We start from the raw sequence: 19,124 nt of genomic DNA on the forward strand, positions 1-19,124 counted from the left end.
GGACGTGGGCTGCTCGCCCACCCGGTTGACCTTACTGTGCGTGGCCGTGGGCCGAGGGTGATACCCGGCGAGACGCGGTACCTCACCGCATTCGGTCAACGGACAGTATACGGTGCGTAACCGGCCACCGAGCGCCGCCGACCGGCCGGCGGAGCGCCGGGCGGCGGGGTCACCGCGCCGGCCCCTCCCCCCACTACGCTGCTCGGCTGTGAGCTCCGACGCCCTCATCGACTCCCTGTCGTCCGCGGTCGACGCCCGCCCCGACGACCTACCGCTGCGCCTGCACCTCGCCACCCTGCTGCTGGACGCGGGCCGGGGCGGCGAGGCGATCGCCCAGATCGGCCAGGCGCTGGCCCGCGAGCCGGGCAGCGACGCGGCTCAGGCGTTGATGCAGCGGGCGCTCGGTGCCGCCGTACCCCCGCCGCCGCCCGCGCCCCCGGCGGTGCCGGCCGCCGGTCCCGCCGCCACGGCGCCGCAGCCGCCCGCGCAGCGTCCCGCGCCCGCCGGGCCGACCGACGATCCGCTCGCGGCGTACGAGCAGGAGCTGGCCGACGTGGTGCCACCGCGCTTCGCCCGGGCCGGCGACGAGCCGGAGCCGGTGACCGGCGACGACGACCGGGTGTACGACGTGGAGACCTCCACGATCCGACTGGCCGACGTGGGCGGCATGTCGGCCGTCAAGGAGCGCCTGGAGCTGGCCTTCCTCGGCCCGCTGCGCAACCCCGAGCTGCGCAGGATGTACGGCAAGAGCCTGCGCGGCGGGCTGATGCTCTACGGGCCGCCCGGCTGCGGCAAGACGTTCCTGGCCCGGGCGGTGGCCGGCGAGATGGGCGCCAAGTTCGTCTCCTTGTCCATCGTGGACGTGCTGGACATGTGGATGGGCAACTCCGAGCGCAACCTCCACGAGCTGTTCGAGGCGGCCCGCCGCAACGCGCCCTGCGTGCTGTTCCTCGACGAGGTCGACGCGCTGGGGCACAAGCGTTCCCAGGTCAGCTCCAGCTCCATGCGGACGCTGGGCAACCAACTGCTCGCCGAGTTGGACGGGATGGAGGGCAGCAACGAGGGCGTCTTCGTGCTGGCCGCCACGAACACGCCCTGGGACGTCGACCCGGCGCTGCGCCGGCCCGGCCGCCTCGACCGGGTGGTGCTGGTGCTGCCGCCGGACGCGGAGGCCCGCGCGGCCATCCTCGAATACCACCTGCGGGAGCGGCCGATCGCCGGCATCGACCTGCGCAAGGTGGTAGCCGCGACAGAGGACTTCTCCGGCGCCGACCTGGCCCATCTCTGCGAGACGGCCGCCGAGTACGCCATGGCCGACTCGGTCCGCTCCGGCGAGGTGCGGATGATCGAGCAGCGGGACGTCGAGCGGGCGCTGAAGGAGGTTCGGCCGTCGACCCGGCCCTGGATGGCGACCGCCCGCAACGTGGCGATGTTCGCGAACGAGGGCGGGGTCTACGACGACCTGGTCGCGTACCTCAAGAAGCGCAAGCTGATCTGACCGCGCGGGTGGCGGGGTCCGCCGGGGCGGCCCGGTCGGGCCCCGGCCGCCCCGGCGGTGTCAGTCGCGGGCGTGCCGCCGGCCGACCGCGATCACCTTCACCCGCTGGCGGCCGGCCCGCACCATGCCCAGCGCCATGAACGCCCCGGCGATCCGATCGGCGGCCTCGCGGCTGCTGGCCCCGACCACCTGGCGGCGCCGCTCCGGGCTGGTCCGCTCGTTGCGGCCCGGCCCCTCGATCGGGCGCACGTCGGTGAGCACCACCAGGAACCGGGTCATCGGCGGTCCCGCGGGTGGTCGGCGCGGACTTGCGGACCGGTACGCACGCTGACTCCCTTCGGACGGGCCGGGACGGCGCGGCACGCGGCGATCGGGTACGGGGGAGAAACCCGATCGCCGCGCGCCCCATCCCCTCCGGTCGCTCACCGCCGCCGTCGCCACGACAACCGGCGGTGAGGACGCGGTAACAGATTGACAGCTTTGCAGCCATGAATGCAACTCTCATCGACGTTCTCTCATGTACCCGTTCCCAAATGTGTGCAACCATCGATGCATGGCCCCCAAGACCGCCCGAGCCCGCCGACTCGGCATCGCCCTGCGCACGCACCGGGAGGCCGCCGGCCTCACCCTGGAGGCGGCGGCGGACGAGATCAACAGCACCCGTAGCACGCTCTCTCGCTACGAGAACGCCCAGACGCTGATCAGCCCGGCGACCGTCCGCGCGCTGCTCACCCTCTACGGCGTCCCGTCGGAGGACGTCGCGGCCGCCGTCGAACTGGCCAAGGACGCGCGCCGCCCGGGCTGGTGGGTCTCGTACTCGTACCTGCTGGACCGGCGCACCATCGACTTCATCGCGTTCGAGTCCGAGGCGACCGGGATCGCCAACTTCGAGCCGTCCGTGGTGCCGGGGCTGCTGCAGACCGCCGACTACATCCGGGGCGTGATGCGCGGCGGCCCCCACACCCTCAGCGACGAGCAGGTGGAGCAGCGGGTGAGGTTCCGGCTCGACCGCCAGCAGCGGCTCACCGCCGAGGAGCCACCCATCTTCGACGCCATCATCGACGAGGGCGCCCTGCTGCGGCCGGTGGGCGACCGGTCGGTGATGGAGGGCCAGCTGCGGCACCTGGTGAAGATGGCCGAGCTGCCCAACATCACCGTCCAGGTGATCCCGCTCGCCGCCGGCTATCACCGGGGCACCCGCGGCTCCCTGCACATCCTGGAGTTCGCCGACCCGGAGGACCCGATCATCGCCTCGGTGGAGACGGTGGCCGGTCAGATGATCCTCGACCGCCCTGGTGACCTGCGCACCTGCACCAAGATCATGGAGCACCTGCGGACGGTCGCGCTGAGCCCGGCCGACAGCCGGGACCAGCTCGTCACACTCCTGAAGGGACGGTAGGACCGATGACACCCACGATCCGCGCGGCGCTGGCAGCGGCCGGCTGGCGCAAGAGCAGCCACAGCGGCGACGAGGGCGCCTGCGTGGAGGTGGCGACGATCCCCCGGCTGGTGGCCGTCCGCGATTCGAAGGACCCCGCCGGGCCGACCCTGCTCTTCCCGCCGGCCGCCTGGACGGCGTTCGCTCAGGCCCCGCCGCGGCGCTGACCCCGCCTCGGGTCCGGCCACCGGTGGGCGGTGGCCGGACCCGAGGCGCGACCCGCGGACGAACTCAGGCCACCAGCGGTTGCGGCGCCGGCCCGCCGCGCAGCGCCTCCAGCGCCGCGATTGCCACGCCCCGCGCGCCGGCCATGTCCCGGTCCGGCACCAGCGCGAAGGTCGCCACGGCGGCCTGCTCCTCCCGCAGCACGGTGTGCTCCCGCACCGCGGCCAGGAACCAGTCGCGGAACTCCGGCGCCGCCTCCACCACGCCACCGCCGACGAAGTACGCGTGCGGGTCGGTGAAGTTGGCCGCGATCGTGAAGAGCCGGCCCAGCGCCATCGCCTGCTGGGTGAAGATGGCCCGCGCCAGCGCGTCGCCCCGCTCGCCGTAGCCCCGGACCAGCTTCGCCGCCCGCGCCGGTGGCTCCGCCGCAAGCGGGTGCCCCGGGTGCCGGGTCAGCCAGTACGGCAACAGGTTGCGTTCGATCGCGGTCAGCGAGGCGATGCTCTCGGCGTCGCCCGCGAAGCCGCAGGCACAGGCCGGGACCGGCTGCTCCGGCGCCAGCAGCCCGTCCAACGGCAGGTGCACGTGTCCCAGCTCCCCCGCCATCCCGGCGGCACCGGCGACGACCCGACCGGCCTCGACCACGCCGCCGCCGAGCCCCGTGCCGACGATCGCGGAGACCGACGACCGGGTCATCGCCTCCGGCCCGAAGTGCACGTGGTGGGCGTAGAGCGCCGCCGCGTTGCCGTCGTTGTGGTAGGTCACCGGCAGGCCGAGCCGCCGTTCCAGCGCACCCCGCACGTCGAAGCCGCGCCAGGCCGGCTGGGAGAAGTTCGTCGAGCCCCGCGACGAGATGACGCCGGTGGCGCTGGCCGGCCCCGGCGTGTCCAGCCCGACCGCCCGGACGAGGTCGCGCGGCACCCCCGTGTGCGCCAGGACGCCGTCCAGCGCGCGAGCCAGCGCCGCGATCGCCGCCTCCGGGCCGGCCTGAACCTCACTCGGTATCTCCACCAGCCCGTCCACCAGGAACTGGCCGTCCAGGGTGAGGACGGTGGCGTTGTTGCTGGTGCCGCCGTTGTCCAGACCGACGACCACCGGCACCCCTGCGCTGCCCACGAAAGCCTCCGTCCGTCGCGACGCCGTCCCGCCCGCGCCATCGGAGCGGACGCGGCGTGATGCGAGGCTAGTGCGCCCTCCCCCGCCCCTGCCACCGCCCGCCCGCCGCTCCGGCGGGGGGGGTCAGCTGGGGCGGCGGGCGGTGACGGCGGTGGCGTCCAGGTCGTCGTCGTGTCGTACGGTCGGCAGCAGCCCCGCCGCCGTCAGCTCCGCGCAGAGGGCGTCGGTCTGCCGCTCGGCCGCCTCCACCACGAGATGTCCACCGGGGGCGAGCCAGCGGGCCGCGTCGACGATCACGCGGCGCAGCACCGCCAGCCCGTCCGGACCGCCGTCGAGCGCCACGGGCGCCTCGTGCTGGCGGGCCTCGGCGGGCAGCAGCGGCACCGCGTCGCTCGGCACGTACGGGGCGTTGGCGATCACCAGGTCCAGCCGTCCCCGCCAGCGGGTCGGCAGCGGCGCGAACAGGTCGCCCTGGAACACCGGCACCTCCAGTGCGGCCAGGTTGCGGCGGGCGCAGGCGACCGCCGCCGGGTCGATGTCGACGGCGGCCAGCCAGCGGGGGGCGAGCCGGTGCGCGAGGACGAGCGCGGCGGCACCGGAGCCGCAGCACAGGTCGACGACGGCCGGCGCCGGACCGGCGAGCGCGACGGCCGCGTCGACGAGCAGGGCGGTCCGGCCCCGGGGCACGAACACGCCGGGGTCGACGGCGACCCGCAATCCGCAGAACTCGGCCCAGCCGAGCAGGTGTTCCAGGGGTGTGCCGGCGACGCGGCGGTCGACCAGTTCGCTCAGCGCGGTCGCGGAGTGGGCGGCGTCGAGGAGCAGATCGGCCTCGTCCTCGGCGTAGACGCAGCCGGCGGCGCGCAGCCGGCGGACGAGGTCGGGGCGGTCGGGGGTGAACGGAACGGTCATGGCAAGCCTCCGGGTGCGCTCGTCGGCGCTCCCGACCGCCGCTATCGGCGCGGCGGTGACGCGGGAGGGAGCGCCGGTCCTGCGTTCTGGTGGATCGGACTCACCTCCTCGGGTCGGGGCCCCGTGACGGGCCACCGGAACCATAACCCGCCGCGCCGTCGCTCAGCTCACCGGGCGGCGTCGAGCGCGGCCGCGATGTCGGCCACCAGATCCGCCGTGTCCTCGACCCCGCAGGAGAGCCGGACGAAGCCCGGTGCGGTGTCGTCACCCCACTGGGCGCGCCGGTCCGCCGTGGTGTGCAGGCCGCCGAACGAGGTGGCGGCGGCGACCAGCCGGGACGCCGCCACGAACCGGCTCACCCGGTCGGCGTCGCCGAGGTCGAAGGAGAGCACCCCCGGCATCCGGCGCATCTGCGCCGACGCCACCGGGTAGGCCGGGTCCTCGGGCCGCCCCGGCCACCGCAGGCCGGTCACGTCCGCGCGGTCGGCGAGCAGCGCCGCGACCGCCTCGGCGTTCGCGCTCTGCCGGGCCAGCCGCAGGTCCAGGGTGGCCAGCGACCGGTGGGCCAGCCAGGCGTCGAAGGCGCCCGGGACGGAACCCGTCGTCGTACGCCAGGTGGTCACCGCCTCGACCAGCTCCGTCGACCGGCTGGCCAGGTAGCCGAGCAGCAGGTCGGAGTGGCCGGTGAGCGCCTTGGTGCCGGAGGCGACGACGAGGTCAGCGCCCAGGTCCAGCGGGCGCTGACCGAGCGGCGTGGCGGTGGTGTTGTCCACGGCCAGCAGGGCACCCGCGGCGTGGGCCCGGTCGGCGAGCGCGGCCACGTCGACCACGTCCAGGCCGGGGTTGGCCGGGGTCTCCACCAGCACCAGCCGGACGCCCTCGAACGACGGGTACGGCCCGACGGTGGGCGCGAAGAGCACCCGCACGCCGAGGGCCTCCAGCACGTCGGTGGCGAACGCCCGGACCGGGAAGTAGCCGTCGGTGGGCAGCACCACCGCGTCCCCGGGGCGGAGCACGGTCAGCAGCAGGCCGGTGATCGCCGCCTGCCCGCTGGCGAAGACGCGGCAGTCGCCGCCCTCCAGCTCACCGATCGCGGCCTCCAGCAGCCGCCGGGTCGGGTTGTCCGGACGGCCGTAGCCGTTCGGGCTCGCCGCCGGACCCGCCCACGGGTCCAGGTGGTACGGCGCGGCGAACACCGGGCCGGGCAGGAACGGCTGCCCGGGAGCGGGCTCGGGCAGGCCGGCGTGCACGCAGCGCGTGCCGTCCCCCAGATCGGTCATCGGATCCTCACTCGTACGACTCGGGCTTCGCGGTGCGGCTCATCAGCGTGTCAACGGCGAGACGTGGGTCCATGCCCTCGTGGCAGATCCGCTCGACCTGCTCGGTGATGGGCATCTCCACACCGTGCGTGCGGGCCAGGTCACGGATGGCCAGGCAGCTCTTGACGCCCTCGGCGGTCTGGCGGGTGGCGGTCTGCGCCTGCTCCAGGGTCTCGCCGCGACCGAGGTGCTCGCCGAAGGTGCGGTTCCGGGCCAGCGGTGACGAGCAGGACGCCACCAGGTCCCCCATGCCGGCCAGGCCGGCGAAGGTGATCGGGTCGGCGCCGAGCGCCACGCCGAGGCGGGCGGTCTCGGCCAGGCCCCGCGTCATGAGCATGGCGCGGGTGTTGTCGCCGAAGCCCATGGCGGTGGCGATGCCGTACGCGAGGGCGATCACGTTCTTGACCGCGCCGCCCAGCTCGCAACCGACCACGTCGTCGTTGGTGTACGGCCGGAGGTACGGGGTGCGGATCGACGACTGCACGAGGGCGGTGCGCCGGCTGTCCGTGCCGGCGACGACGGTCGCGGCGGGCTGTTCGGCGGCGATCTCCGGGGCCAGGTTCGGACCGGAGACGACGACCACCCGGTCGGCCGTCACCCCGGCGGTCTCCACGATGACCTCGCTCATCCGCCGGGTGGTGCCCAGCTCGATGCCCTTCATCAGCGAGACCAGCGTGGCGTCGGGGTGCAGGTACCCGGCCCACCCGGCGAGGTTGGCGCGCAGCGTCTGCGACGGCACCGCGAGCACCACCAGCTCGGCGCCGGTGATCGCCTCGGCGGCGTCCGCGGTCGCGGTCACCCGGCCCGGCAGGACCAGCCCCGGCAGGTACTCCGGGTTGCGCCGCTCGGCGAGCAGGGTGTCGGCGACGCGCTGCCGACGCGCCCAGATGGTCACGTCCCGGCCGGCGTCGGCGAGGATCTTGGCGAACGCGGTGCCCCAGGAGCCCGCTCCCAGCACCGCGACGTGCCCACGCCACTCGTTCACGCCGCCACTCCGCTCGCTCACGCCGAATCGCCCTGCTGCTGACGCTGCGCGCGGCCGGGCCGCTCCCACAGCGGTGGCGGGGTGCCGCCCCGGATCTCGCCGACCATGTCCCGCAACCGGAGCATGATCGTCTCGGTCATCTCCTCCAGCGTGGTCCGGGTCGGTGCCGCGCCGGCCCACCGGCTGAGGTCGATCGGCGGCCCGGCCACGACGGTCACCGGGATGCGCGGCCGCAGGCTGATCCGCGCGGTCCGCGGGTCGAAGATCTTCTCCGGTCCCCACATCGCAACCGGGATGACGGGGGCGCCGGTGGCGAGCGCGAGCCGCGCGGCACCGGTCTTGCCCTTCATCGGCCACAGCTCGGGCTCGCGGGTCGTCGTGCCCTCCGGATAGATCACCACGGCACCGCCGTCGTTGAGGGCGCCGACCAGCTTGTCCAGCGAGCGGGCGGCGTCCACCGTGCCCCGCTCCACCGGGATCTGCCGGCAGCGGTGCAGGATCCAGCCGACCACCGGCACCCGGAAGACACTCGCCTTGGCCAGGTACTGCGGCCAGCGGCCGGAGTCGTAGATGAAGTGCGCGGAGACCAGCGGGTCGGCGTGCGACAGGTGGTTCGGCACGATGATGATGCCGCCGTCCCGACGGAGGTGCTCCATGCCCCGCCACGTCCGGCGGGTCCACACGATCATCAGCGGCTTCACCAGTGCCACGGCGAACCGTGCCCAGAATCCCAGCCTCCGCCGTGCCACCGCGCCTCCTCGTGCCCCCCGGGCCCCCGCACCGGACCGCCGGTGCCACCCGCAGCCGAAATCATGCCTGCTCCCCCGTGGTGCGGGCCAGTGAGGGTACGTCCGTCCGGCTGGCAGGATTGCGGTGTGAGTCAGCCGAGGTGGACCGTGGTGGTCCCGGTGAAGCCCCTGACGGCGGCGAAGAGTCGCCTGCGTGGGGCGCTGCCGCGCGTACGCCACGAGGAGTTGGCGCTCGCCCTGGCGGCCGACACGGTCCGCGCGGTGCTGGCCTGCCCGGCGGTCGCCGAGGTGGTGGTCGTCACGGACGACGCCCGCGTCGCGGCGACGGCCCGGGCGGCCGGCGCGCGGGTGCTGCCCGATCCGGCGGACGGCGGCCTCAACGCGGCCCTGCGCCACGGGGCGTCCGCCGCGCACGGGGGCGGCTGGGTCGCCGCCCTCACCGCCGACCTGCCCGCGCTGCGCCCGGACGACCTGGCCGCCGCGCTGCGGGCGGCGCAGGACGGTCCGGCCGTACGGCGGTTCGTGGCCGACGCCCCCGGCGACGGAACCGTGCTGCTCGCCGCACCGCCGGGGACGCCGCTGGACCCCCGGTTCGGCGTCGGCTCGGCCGCCGCGCACGCGGCGAGCGGGGCGCTGCGGCTGAGCGGCGACTGGCCGAGCCTGCGCCGCGACGTCGACACCGCGGCCGACCTGGCCGCCGCCACCGCGCTCGGGCTCGGTCCCCGCACCGCCGCGCTCGCCGGCCCAAAGGCCAGCCCGGCCGGCGCGCCGGGCTGACCACAACGCAGCCCGGCCGGCGCGCCGGGCTGACCACAACGCAGCCCGGCCGGTGCGCCGGGCTGACCACACCGGTCAGCCCGGCCGGCGCGCCGGGCTGACCGGTGTACGGTGCTGGCATGCAGGGCACGGTGGCCACCTACGACGCGGCGACGCGCAGCGGGATGCTGCTCCTCGACGACGGCACCGAGCTGGCGTTCCCGGCCCGCGCCTTCGACGCCTCCGGTCTGCGACTGCTCCGCCTCGGCCAGCGGGTCCGGGTGGAGACCGACGCGGCCGGCGAGGTCGTACGGGTGACGTTGCCGACGATGAGCTGACACGTCGCCGTCAAGTTCATTTTGCGTTCACCGGAATCGGGGAATCATGAGCAGGTGAGCACCCCTCGCGAAGATCCCGCGCCGCCCGCGACCGAGCGCTCCGCGGCCCGTAACGGCACCCGCACGCGTGGCACCGACGGGCGGTTCCGCCCCGCCGACGCACCGGGCTCCCCGGATGTTCCGGACGCCCCGTTCCGCCCCACCGCCGCGCCCGGCGACGCCGGTCAGGCCGAGTCCCCCCGGGCCGCCCGCGCCGACGTGCCCCTCGCCGACGCGCCGGCCGCCTCCTCCGGCCTGGAGGAGGTGCTGGACCCGGAGGAGCCGCCGGCCCCCGAGCCGCTGCCCGAGGACCGGTTCCTCAACCGGGAACTCTCCTGGCTCGACTTCAACGCACGGGTGCTGGCGCTCGCCGAGGACCCCCGGACGCCGCTGCTGGAACGCGCGAAGTTCCTGGCCATCTTCGCCAGCAACCTCGACGAGTTCTACATGGTGCGGGTGGCGGGCCTGAAGCGCCGCCTGCAGGCCGGCCTGCCGGTCCGCGGCGGTGACCGGATGCCACTGCGTACGCAGTTGGCGCAGATCGCCGAGAAGAGCGCCGAGCTGGTCGCCCGGCACGCGGCGTGCTTCGTCGACGACGTGCTGCCGAGGCTCGCCGCTGAGGACATCCGCATCCTGCGCTGGGGCGACCTGGACGACGCCGAGCGGGAACGGCTGCGCACCTACTTCCGGGAACAGATCTTCCCGGTGCTGACGCCGCTCGCGGTCGACCCGGCGCACCCCTTCCCGTACATCTCGGGGCGGTCGCTCAACCTGGCCGTGGCCGTACGCGACCCGGACGGCGGGTCGGAGCTGTTCGCTCGGGTGAAGGTGCCGAACAACGTGCCGCGCTTCGTCCGGGTGGCCCGGGACCAGCCGGGCGTCCGGATGCTGCCGGTGGAGGACCTGATCTCGGTGCACCTGGGGCAGCTCTTCTCCGGCATGCAGGTGGTCGAGTGCCACCTGTTCCGGGTGACCCGCAACGCCGAGGTGGAGGTCGACGAGGACCGGGACGAGGATCTGCTCCAGGCCCTGGAACGGGAGCTGGCCCGCCGCCGGTTCGGTCCGCCGGTGCGGCTGGAGGTCGCCGCCTCGATCAGCGACCACATGCTGGAGCTGCTGGTCCGTGAGCTGGACATGGACGACCAGGACGTGCTGCGGGTGCCCGGCCTGCTCGACCTGTCGGCGCTGTGGCAGCTCTACGGCGAGGCCGACCGGCCGGACCTGAAGGATAAGCCGTTCGTCCCCGCCACGCACCCACGGCTCGCCGAGGGCGAGGTGCCGCGCAGTGTCTTCGCCACCCTGCGCGACGGGGACATCCTGGTGCACCACCCCTACCACTCGTTCGCGACGAGCGTGCAGCGCTTCATCGAGCAGGCCGCCGCCGACCCGAACGTGCTGGCCATCAAGCAGACCCTCTACCGCACCAGCGGCGACTCCCCGATCGTCGACGCCCTGGTCGACGCCGCCGCCGCCGGCAAGCAGGTCGTGGTGCTGGTCGAGGTGAAGGCGCGCTTCGACGAGGTGGCCAACATCGGCTGGGCGCGGACGCTGGAGCGCGCCGGCTGCCACGTGGTCTACGGCCTGGTCGGGCTGAAGACGCACTGCAAGACGGCCCTGGTGGTACGCCAGGAGGGCAACCAGATCCGCCGCTACTGCCACATCGGCACGGGCAACTACCACCCGAAGACCGCCCGGCTCTACGAGGACTTCGGGATGCTCACCGCCGATCCGGAGATCGGCGCCGACCTGACCGACCTGTTCAACGTGCTGACCGGCTACAGCCGGCAGACCGCGTACCGGCGGCTGCTGGTCGCCCCGCAGGGCATCCGCAGCGGTCTCATCGAGCGCATCGAACGGGAGATCTCCCACGTCCGGCTGGGCATGCCCGGTCTCGTGCAGTTCAAGGTGAACGCGCTGGTCGACGAGGAGATCACGGACGCGCTCTACCGGGCCTCCCGGGCCGGGGTCCACGTGGACCTGCTGATCCGGGGCATGTGCACGCTGCGGCCCGGGGTGCCGGGGCTGTCGGAGAACATCCGGGTCCGCTCGATCCTCGGCCGGTTCCTGGAGCACTCGCGGGTCTTCCGGTTCGGCAACAACGGTGACGCCGAGTTCTGGATCGGGTCGGCGGACCTGATGCACCGCAACCTGGACCGGCGGGTGGAGGCGCTGGTGCAGGTCACTGACCCGGTCGCCCGCGCCGAACTGGACCAGGTCCTCACCGCCGCCATGAACCCGGAGGTGGAGGCGTTCGAGTTGCACCCCGACGGCACGTGGAGCCGGCGTGCGGGCAGCCCGGAGGAGCCGCTCGGGCACCTCCAGGAGCTGCTGCTGCGCCGCGTCGGTGGCACCGCCGGCTGACCCGCGCGGGGCATAGGCTGACGGGATGGTGGAGGAGGAGCGGAAGTACGAGGTGGACGACACCTTCGTGCTGCCCGACCTGTCCGTCGCCGCCCCGTCCGGCGGCGAGGTGCGCGCCCGGCCGCCGGTGACGCTGGTGGCCACCTACTTCGACACGGTCGACCTGCGGCTCGCCCGCGCCGGGGTCTCCCTGCGCCGCCGGGAGGGCGACGAGCTGCCGTGGACGGTGAAGCTGCCGACCGACCTGCCCGGTGTCCGGCAGGAGATCTCCCGCCCGGGCCCGGCCGGTGACCCGCCCGCCGAGCTGGTCACGCTGGTCACCGTCCACTCCCGGGGCGCCGCGCTGGCGCCGGCCGTGGTGGTTCGCACCGAGCGGCACGCGTACGACGTGGTCGGCGCTGACGGCGACGTGCTCGCCGAGGTGGTCGACGACCGGGTGACGACGCTCGCCGGCGACGGCTCCCCGCGCGGCGGGTTCCGGGAGCTGGAGGTGGAGCGCAAGGCCGGCGGCCGGGCTCTGCTGGACCGGGTCGGCGCGGTGCTGCGCGACGCGGGTGCACACGGCGGATCGTTCGTGCCGAAGCACGTCCGCGCGCTCGGGCCCGCCGCCGAGGGCGAACCGGACCTCGTCCCACCCGCCGGCCTGCCCGCCGACCCGACCGCCGGTGACGTCGTCACCGAGGCCGTCCGGCACGGCGTACGCCGGTTGGTGGAGCACGACCCGCTGGTGCGGCTGCGCGCGCCGATGCCCGACGACACCCCGGTCCACCAGATGCGGGTGGCCTGCCGGCGGCTCCGCAGCGACCTGCGGACGTTCGCGCCGCTGCTGCGACCGGCCTGGTCCCGCCCGCTGCGCGACGAGCTGCGGTGGCTCGGTGAGGTGCTCGGCGCGGCCCGGGACGCCGAGGTGCTGCGGGATCGCCTGCGCCGCACCGCCACCGCCGACCCGACCAGCCCGCTCGACCGGGCCGCGGTGGACCGGCTGGACGCCGCGCTCGCCGAGCGGCAGGAGCGGGCGCTCGCGGCGGTGGACGAGGCGCTGCACTCCCTGCGCTACCTGGCGCTGGTGGACTCCCTGGTGCTGGCCGCCCGGGCGCCCCGGCTGCGGTCGAGGGCGGCGGAGCCGGCCGAGCGGGTGCTTCCCCGGCTGGTGGCGAAGCCGTGGCGCCGGCTCGCGGGCGGGAAGAAGCGGCCGGGCGAGGTGGCGACGCTCGGCCCGACCGACCCGGACGAGCGGTGGCACGCCGTCCGCAAGCAGGGCAAGCAGGCCCGCTACGCGGTCGACGCGGCGACACCGGTGCTCGGCCGGCGCGCCCGGCGGCTCGGCGCCGCGCTGAGCCGGGTGCAGAAGCTGCTCGGCGAGCACCAGGACGCCGCCGTGGCCGCGCACACCTGGCTGGCCCTGGCGGCCGAGCACCCCACCGACCACGAGCTGGCGGTCACCGCCGGCCGGCTCGCCGAACGGGAACGGGCCTCGGTCCGCCGCGTCCGCGCGGAGTTCCCGGCGGCCTGGCACCGGGCCACCCGGCGGAAGCGGACCCGGTGGCTGCGGTGACCGAGATCCGGGCGGCCGGCGGGGTGGCCTGGCGGCCCACGCCGGACGGGGTGGAGGTCTGCCTGGTGCACCGCCCCCGCTACGGCGACTGGTCGCTGCCCAAGGGCAAACTGGAGCCCGCTGAGCCGCCGCTGGCGGCGGCCGTCCGCGAGGTGGCCGAGGAGACCGACGTCCGCGCCGTGCCGCAGGTGCGGCTGCCGTCCGCCCGTTACCGCAGCGAGGGCCGGCCCAAGGTGGTCGACTACTGGTCGATGCGGGCCGTCGCGGAGGGCGGTTTCCAGCCCGGCACCGAGGTGGACGAGGTGCGTTGGCTCGCCGTCGACGACGCGATCCGGCTGGTCAGCTACCCGCACGACGCCGAGGTGCTGGCCGCGTTCGCCGCGCTTCCGCGGGCGACCGGCACGGTCGCGCTGGTGCGGCACGCGCACGCCGGCAAGCGGGGCACCTGGTCCGGGCCGGACACCGCGCGTCCCCTCGACGACGAGGGGCGGGCCCAGGCGGCGGCGCTCGCCGACCTGCTCCCGCTGCTCCGCCCGCATCGTCTGCTCTCCGCGTCCCCGCGCCGGTGCGTGCAGACCCTCGACCCGACGGCCCGGCGGCTCGACCTGCCGATCGAGGTCTGCGGCGACCTGGACGAGCCCGGCCCCGGCCAGCAGCGCGACGAACGCGCACTGGCCCTCGCCGCCCGCCTGCTCGAGCTGGGCGGCACGGACGGCCAGGTGGCGGTGTGCAGCCAGGGCAAGGTGATCCCGGGCGCCCTGGAGCAGCTCAGCGGCCGCGTGGGCGAGGACTTCACCACCCCGAAGGGCGGCGGCTGGCTGCTGGTCTTCACCGCCGACGGGCTGCTCGCCGCCGAACGGCTCTGAGCCCAGCACGTTGGCCCGCGCCGCGCCGGGGTCGCCGTCGGGAGTCACCGGTCGGCGGCTCGGTCACCGTCCTCGTGGCAGGGTGAGGGTCACGGCGACCGGGAGATGGTCGCTGGCGGTGCTGGGCGGCGCGACCGCCCCCGTGGCGGCGAGGTCCGGGGTCACGAAGACATGGTCGATCTGCTCCCGCGGATCGTCGGCCGGGCTCGTCGCCAGCGGCCGGGCCGCGGCGAGGGCGTCGACGAGCCCGGCCCGGGTCAACTCCCCGAACGCCGGGTCACCGGGCTGCGTGTTCAGGTCACCGGCGACCACCAGGGGACGTCCCGCCGCGTAGCCGGTGGCGAACGCGGCGACCTCGCGCGCCTGCACCACCGGGCCCTGCCCAGGCGGTGGTTGCAGGTGGGTGCTCACCACCGCGACGCGCAGCCCTTCGCCGAGGTCGAGGGTGACCGCCAGGGCCTGCGCCCCGGTCGGCGCGCCCACCGCCGACAGCGGCCGGGTACGCGGCGCGCTGACCGGCCAACGGGTGAGCACCGCGTCGCCCCACAGCGTGTCGGCCGCGGGCGCGAACACGTACGGCAGGCCGAGCCGGTCGGCGAGCAGGTCGAGGGTGTCGTGACCGCCGTTGAGCAGCCAGCCCCGGTCGACCTCGCTGAGCACCACCACGTCCGGCGTACGCGGTCCCACCGCGCGTTCCAGACCGGGCAGGTCGAGTCGGCCGTCCAGGCCGAAGCCCATACGGATGTTGTACGCCACGACCGTCAGCTCCGGTCGTGGCTCACCCCGGTTGTCGTCCAGCGGCCCCTCGTCGGCGCCACCCAGCGGGCCGAGCAGGGCCAGCGCGGCGACGACGGCGGTGGTGCGGACGGCCGGCAGCGGCACGGGCACCGGCCGCCCGTCGGGAGGCGCGGTCACCACCACGGCGGCGACCAGCCCGGCGACCGTCACGGGCACCCAGGAGTGGGGATAGCCGAGGTCGTACGCCGAGTAGTAGGCCACGGCGGCGACCGCGAAGACGAGCAGGCCGCCGGTGGCCGCGTACGCCCGGCGCGCGGCCCTGTCGGAGGTGGTGGTGCCGTCGGTGCCTGGTCCACCGCTCACGCGGGCGGAGGTGGCCGTGCCGCCGGCGACCGGTCCATCGCTCGCGCGGGCGGCGGTCGACAGGCAGAAGCCGAGTCCCACGGCGGCGAGCAGGAGCGCCGGGAGCAGCAGCCGGCCCCGGTCGAGGGCGAACAGCACGACGCCGGTCAGCAGGACCACCGGGCCGAGTAGCCGCCCGACCCGGCGCGGCAGCGGTGCCAGCGCCGCCAGCAGGAAGCCGGCGACCGCGAACGGCACGGGCGCCAGGCCGAACACCGGGCTGACGGCGACGCCGTCCTCGCCCCACAGGTAGGAGCTCGCGGTGCGGGCCACCGCCGGGGACAACGCGAGCATGCCGGCGAGCAGCAGCGCCGGACCGGCCAGCAGCCAGGCGCGGGCACCGCCGGGGCCGGGCGGCCCGGAGCGGACCGCCTGCGTCGCCAGGAAGAGCAGCACCAGTACCGCGCTGACCAGCCAGGCCAGCACGTCGCCGCGCCAGACCAGGTCGTACGTGTCGAGGACGGCGTGCCCGGCCGCGCCGAGGGCCAGTCCAAGTGCCAGCCCCGGCACGGGCTGGTCGGTTGCGGCGGCGGCGCCGGCGAGCCAGACGAGCCCGGCGAGCAGGCCGGCGGTGGCCAGCCAGAGTTGGGGCCGCCCGCCGGGAGACGCGGTGAGCGCGAGTCGCAGCACGGCCAGCAGCACGGCCGCGACGAGGGTGACCCGGCGCGCGCCGACCCGGCGGATCAGGGCGGGCGTGGCCAGGGCGAGGACGAACCAGCCGAGGGCGAAGGCACCCATCAGCTCGGCGGGGGTGGAGGCGGCCTGCCCGAAGATGGTGATGATGCCCGGCAGCCAGACGCGCAGCACGTCGGTGAGGAGCACGACGCCCAGGGCGAGCCCGCCGGCCGCGATTCGACGGTGACGCACGGCGCCCTCCCTCGTGCCGGCGGAGGGGCGCCGGCCCGGCGATTCTCCGTGCGGAAACCGCGACCGGTCAACGCCTCCGGCACGCCGAAGGGCGCCCACCCGTTGCGGTGGACGCCCTTCGAGTCGGCCCGTCAGCGGCGGCTTGCCGCCTTCTTGGCCGGTGCCTTCTTGGCCGGCGCCTTCTTGGCCGCCGTGCTCTTGCTGGCCGAGGCGGTCGTCTTCTTCGCCGCCGCCGTCCGGCCCGCCGCCGCGGTCTTCCGCGCCGGCGCCGCCTTCTTGCTGGCCGTGGCCTTGCTGGCCGCCGTGGTCTTGGTCGCCGCGGTGGTCTTCTTGGCCGCGGACGTCTTCTTCGCCGTCGTGGCCTTGGTGCCGGCCGTCTTCTTGGCGGCCGTGGCCTTGGTGCCGGTGGCCTTCGCTCCGGTCGCCTTGGCCCCGGTCGCCTTCGCGCCGGTGGTCTTGGTGCCGGTGGTCTTCGCCGCCGTCACGGTCTTCTTCGCCGCCGCCGCGGCCTTCGGCACCTTGCCGCTGGCCACCATCTCCTTGAAACCGGCCCCCGGGCGGAACGTCGGGACCGATGTCTTCTTGACCTTCACCGCCTCGCCGGTGCGGGGGTTCCGGGCTGTTCGCGCGCCCCGGACGCGCTTTTCGAACGCTCCGAAACCGGTGATCGCCACCTTCTCGCCCTTGGTGACCGCCGCCTGGACCTCAGTGAGGACCGCCTCGAGCGCGGCCGTCGCCGTCTTCCGGTCCCCCAGGCGAACGGCGAGCGCCTCGATGAGCTCGGCCTTGTTCACGACTTCCTCCCGATTGTGCAACTGACTCGTCGCGAGCCATTCTGCGCGCACGGTATGCCCTGTGCTGCCTGGACACAAACATTCGGTGGAAAAAAGCCCTTGTGTCGTAACGGATTCGCCCCCACCGGGTGGACCGGTGGGGGCGAATCCGATGTGTGGCTCGGGCGTTCGGCTACGACACGGACGGCAGGAACGGCAGTCGGGACGCCTCGTACGCGGCGATGTCGGCCTCGTGCCGGAGGGTTAGTCCAATGTCATCCAAGCCCTCCATCAACCGCCACCGGCTGAAATCGTCGAGCGGAAATGACCAGGTGGCGTCACCGGCGCGGACCTCGCGGGCGGTCAGGTCGACGGTCACCGGGGTGGTTGGGTCGGACTCGACCAGATCCCACAACTCCTCAACCGCCTTCAATTCCAACTCGACCGGCAGCAGCCCCTCCTTGAGCGAGTTGCCGCGGAAGATGTCACCGAAGCGCGGCGAGATCACGGCCCGGAACCCCCAGTCGCGCAGCGCCCAGACGGCGTGCTCCCGGGAGGACCCGGTGCCGAACTCCGGCCCGGCGACGAGAATCGACGCGCCCGAATGCGAGGCATCGTTGAGGACAAATTCCGGATCTTCGCGCCAGGCGTTGAAGAGCCCGTCGGCGAAACCGGTCCGCGTCACCCGCTTGAGGTACACGGCCGGGATGATCTGATCCGTGTCCACATTGGAACGGCGCAGCGGCACGGCGGTGCCGGTGTGGGTGGTGAACTTCTCCATCAGTGGTGTCCCCTCACAGGTCGGCGGGAGCGGCGAGCCGGCCGACCACGGCGGTCGCGGCGGCGACCGGCGGGGAGACCAGGTGCGTACGCCCGCCCCGGCCCTGACGGCCCTCGAAGTTGCGGTTGGACGTGGAGGCGGAGCGTTCCCCCGGCTTCAACGTGTCCGGGTTCATGCCCAGGCACATCGAGCAGCCGGCGAAACGCCATTCGGCGCCGGCGTCGGTGAAGACCTTGTCCAGCCCCTCCGCCTCGGCCGCCTCCCGCACCGCGGCCGAACCGGGCACGACCAGCATCCGGACGCCGTCCGCGACCGTGTGCCCCCGCAGCACGTCGGCGGCGGCGCGCAGGTCCTCCAGCCGGCCGTTGGTGCAGGACCCGACGAACACCACGTCGACCGCGAGGTCGCGCAGCGCGGTCCCCGGGCGCAGGTCCATGTACTCCAGCGCCCGCCGGGCCGCCGCACGCTCCGACTCGGTGGTGAACTCCTCCGGGTCCGGCACCGCCTCGCTCAGCGGCGCACCCTGGCCGGGGTTCGTGCCCCACGTGACGAAGGGGGTGATCTCGCTCGCGTCGAGGGTCACCTCGGCGTCGAACGTCGCGCCCTCGTCGGTGGGCAGCGTCCGCCAGTAGGCGACCGCCGCGTCCCAGTCCGCGCCCTGCGGCGCGTTCGGCCGCCCCTTCAGGTACGCGAAGGTCGTCTCGTCCGGCGCGATCATGCCGGCCTTGGCGCCCCACTCGATGGACATGTTGGCGATGGTCATCCGGCCCTCCATGGACAGGGCCCGGATCGCCTCGCCGCGGTACTCGACGACGTGCCCACGCCCGCCGCCGGTGCCGACCTTGGCGATCAGCGCGAGCACCAGGTCCTTGGCGGTGACGCCGGGGCCGAGGCGGCCGGTGACGGTGACGGCCATGGTCTTCGGGTGGCTCTGCGGGAGCGTCTGGGTGGCGAGGACGTGCTCCACCTCGCTGGTGCCGATGCCGAAGGCGAGCGCCCCGAACGCGCCGTGGGTGGCGGTGTGGGAGTCGCCGCAGACGATCGTCATACCGGGCTGGGTGAGCCCGAGCTGCGGACCGATGACGTGCACGATGCCCTGGTTGTCGTCACCGAGCGGGTGCAGCCGGAGCCCGAACTCGGCGCAGTTGCGCCGGAGCGTCTCGATCTGCGTACGCGAGGTCGGGTCGGCGATGGTGAGCAGGTCGCCACGCCGCTGCCGGAACGCCGGGTCGGCGTACCCCGTCGGGGTGTTGTGGTCCTCGGTCGCGATCGTCAGGTCGGGCCGGCGCACCGGGCGCCCGGCGAGCCGCAGCCCGTCGAACGCCTGCGGGCTCGTCACCTCGTGCAGCAGGTGCAGGTCGATGTAGAGCAGATCCGGCTCGCCCGCGGCGGATCGCACGACGTGCGCGTCCCAAACCTTCTCGGCCAGGGTTCTCGGCCTGGGAGTGACTCCCACCATCTGGACA

At 74.6% G+C, this 19,124-nt stretch carries 18 protein-coding genes; 8 read left to right on the forward strand and 10 right to left on the reverse strand.

Annotation, left to right across the window (positions count from 1 at the left end; genetic code table 11):
• The first annotated feature begins 208 nt into the window (after positions 1-208).
• Positions 209-1,498 (forward strand): ATP-binding protein, encoded by a 1,290-nt coding sequence (locus GA0070620_RS14495; RefSeq protein WP_091591116.1) that lies wholly within the window; start codon positions 209-211, stop codon positions 1,496-1,498.
• Positions 1,499-1,558: 60 nt separating this feature from the next.
• Here the strand turns inward: GA0070620_RS14495 and GA0070620_RS14500 are convergent, their stop codons facing one another.
• Positions 1,559-1,777, reverse strand: coding sequence for a hypothetical protein (locus GA0070620_RS14500; protein WP_091591119.1), 219 nt, complete (start codon positions 1,775-1,777; stop codon positions 1,559-1,561).
• Between the two features lie 274 nt (positions 1,778-2,051).
• Here GA0070620_RS14500 and GA0070620_RS14505 point away from each other — a divergent pair, with 274 nt between their 5' ends.
• Positions 2,052-2,897: a helix-turn-helix domain-containing protein gene (locus GA0070620_RS14505; protein ID WP_091591121.1), complete on the forward strand. Its 846-nt coding sequence runs from the start codon at positions 2,052-2,054 to the stop codon at positions 2,895-2,897.
• A 5-nt stretch (positions 2,898-2,902) separates the two neighbouring features.
• Positions 2,903-3,103 carry a DUF397 domain-containing protein gene (locus GA0070620_RS14510; protein ID WP_091591123.1) on the forward strand — a complete coding sequence of 67 codons (201 nt, stop codon included), beginning with the start codon at positions 2,903-2,905 and terminating at the stop codon, positions 3,101-3,103.
• Positions 3,104-3,167: 64 nt separating this feature from the next.
• Here the strand turns inward: GA0070620_RS14510 and GA0070620_RS14515 are convergent, their stop codons facing one another.
• The 5 genes from GA0070620_RS14515 to GA0070620_RS14535 form a co-directional block, all read right to left on the reverse strand.
• The gene (locus GA0070620_RS14515) at positions 3,168-4,217 is read right to left on the reverse strand and encodes an ROK family protein (RefSeq protein WP_091591125.1); all 1,050 of its coding nucleotides are present in this window, start codon (positions 4,215-4,217) and stop codon (positions 3,168-3,170) included.
• Between the two features lie 123 nt (positions 4,218-4,340).
• A complete protein-coding gene (locus GA0070620_RS14520) occupies positions 4,341-5,129 on the reverse strand; it encodes a putative protein N(5)-glutamine methyltransferase (RefSeq protein WP_091591127.1) in 789 nt (262 codons plus the stop codon).
• A gap of 167 nt (positions 5,130-5,296) precedes the next feature.
• A complete protein-coding gene (locus tag GA0070620_RS14525) occupies positions 5,297-6,409 on the reverse strand; it encodes a cystathionine gamma-lyase (protein WP_091591130.1) in 1,113 nt (370 codons plus the stop codon).
• Positions 6,410-6,416: 7 nt separating this feature from the next.
• Entirely contained in the window at positions 6,417-7,433 is a 1,017-nt protein-coding gene (locus GA0070620_RS14530; RefSeq protein WP_091598779.1) for an NAD(P)H-dependent glycerol-3-phosphate dehydrogenase, read from the reverse strand.
• 17 nt (positions 7,434-7,450) lie between these two features.
• Positions 7,451-8,182 (reverse strand): lysophospholipid acyltransferase family protein, encoded by a 732-nt coding sequence (locus GA0070620_RS14535; protein ID WP_091591132.1) that lies wholly within the window; start codon positions 8,180-8,182, stop codon positions 7,451-7,453.
• A 126-nt stretch (positions 8,183-8,308) separates the two neighbouring features.
• Here GA0070620_RS14535 and cofC point away from each other — a divergent pair, with 126 nt between their 5' ends.
• The 5 genes from cofC (at position 8,309) to GA0070620_RS14560 (ending at position 14,097) form a co-directional block, all read left to right on the forward strand.
• Entirely contained in the window at positions 8,309-8,959 is a 651-nt protein-coding gene (gene cofC / locus GA0070620_RS14540; RefSeq protein ID WP_231922379.1) for a 2-phospho-L-lactate guanylyltransferase, read from the forward strand.
• A gap of 119 nt (positions 8,960-9,078) precedes the next feature.
• Complete coding sequence (locus GA0070620_RS14545; RefSeq protein ID WP_091591138.1) at positions 9,079-9,276, forward strand: cold-shock protein; 198 nt, start codon at positions 9,079-9,081, stop codon at positions 9,274-9,276.
• 54 nt (positions 9,277-9,330) lie between these two features.
• Complete coding sequence (locus GA0070620_RS14550) at positions 9,331-11,676, forward strand: RNA degradosome polyphosphate kinase (protein WP_091591140.1); 2,346 nt, start codon at positions 9,331-9,333, stop codon at positions 11,674-11,676.
• Between the two features lie 25 nt (positions 11,677-11,701).
• Positions 11,702-13,231: a CYTH and CHAD domain-containing protein gene (locus tag GA0070620_RS14555; protein WP_091591142.1), complete on the forward strand. Its 1,530-nt coding sequence runs from the start codon at positions 11,702-11,704 to the stop codon at positions 13,229-13,231.
• Positions 13,219-14,097, forward strand: coding sequence for an NUDIX hydrolase (locus tag GA0070620_RS14560; RefSeq protein ID WP_091591146.1), 879 nt, complete (start codon positions 13,219-13,221; stop codon positions 14,095-14,097). Before GA0070620_RS14555 ends, GA0070620_RS14560 begins: the two co-directional genes overlap by 13 nt.
• Positions 14,098-14,160: 63 nt before the next feature.
• Here GA0070620_RS14560 and GA0070620_RS14565 read toward each other — a convergent pair whose 3' ends face one another.
• From GA0070620_RS14565 to leuC, 4 genes are all read right to left on the reverse strand, one after another.
• Positions 14,161-16,104 (reverse strand): endonuclease/exonuclease/phosphatase family protein, encoded by a 1,944-nt coding sequence (locus tag GA0070620_RS14565; protein WP_091591148.1) that lies wholly within the window; start codon positions 16,102-16,104, stop codon positions 14,161-14,163.
• Positions 16,105-16,235: 131 nt separating this feature from the next.
• Entirely contained in the window at positions 16,236-16,898 is a 663-nt protein-coding gene (locus GA0070620_RS14570; RefSeq protein ID WP_331713239.1) for an HU family DNA-binding protein, read from the reverse strand.
• A gap of 172 nt (positions 16,899-17,070) precedes the next feature.
• The gene (gene leuD / locus GA0070620_RS14575) at positions 17,071-17,658 is read right to left on the reverse strand and encodes a 3-isopropylmalate dehydratase small subunit (RefSeq protein ID WP_091591152.1); all 588 of its coding nucleotides are present in this window, start codon (positions 17,656-17,658) and stop codon (positions 17,071-17,073) included.
• Between the two features lie 13 nt (positions 17,659-17,671).
• Complete coding sequence (leuC, locus tag GA0070620_RS14580) at positions 17,672-19,117, reverse strand: 3-isopropylmalate dehydratase large subunit (protein ID WP_091591154.1); 1,446 nt, start codon at positions 19,115-19,117, stop codon at positions 17,672-17,674.
• Positions 19,118-19,124 lie beyond the last annotated feature (7 nt).

It is taken from the genome of Micromonospora krabiensis (genome assembly GCF_900091425.1).
Lineage (GTDB): Bacteria > Actinomycetota > Actinomycetes > Mycobacteriales > Micromonosporaceae > Micromonospora > Micromonospora krabiensis.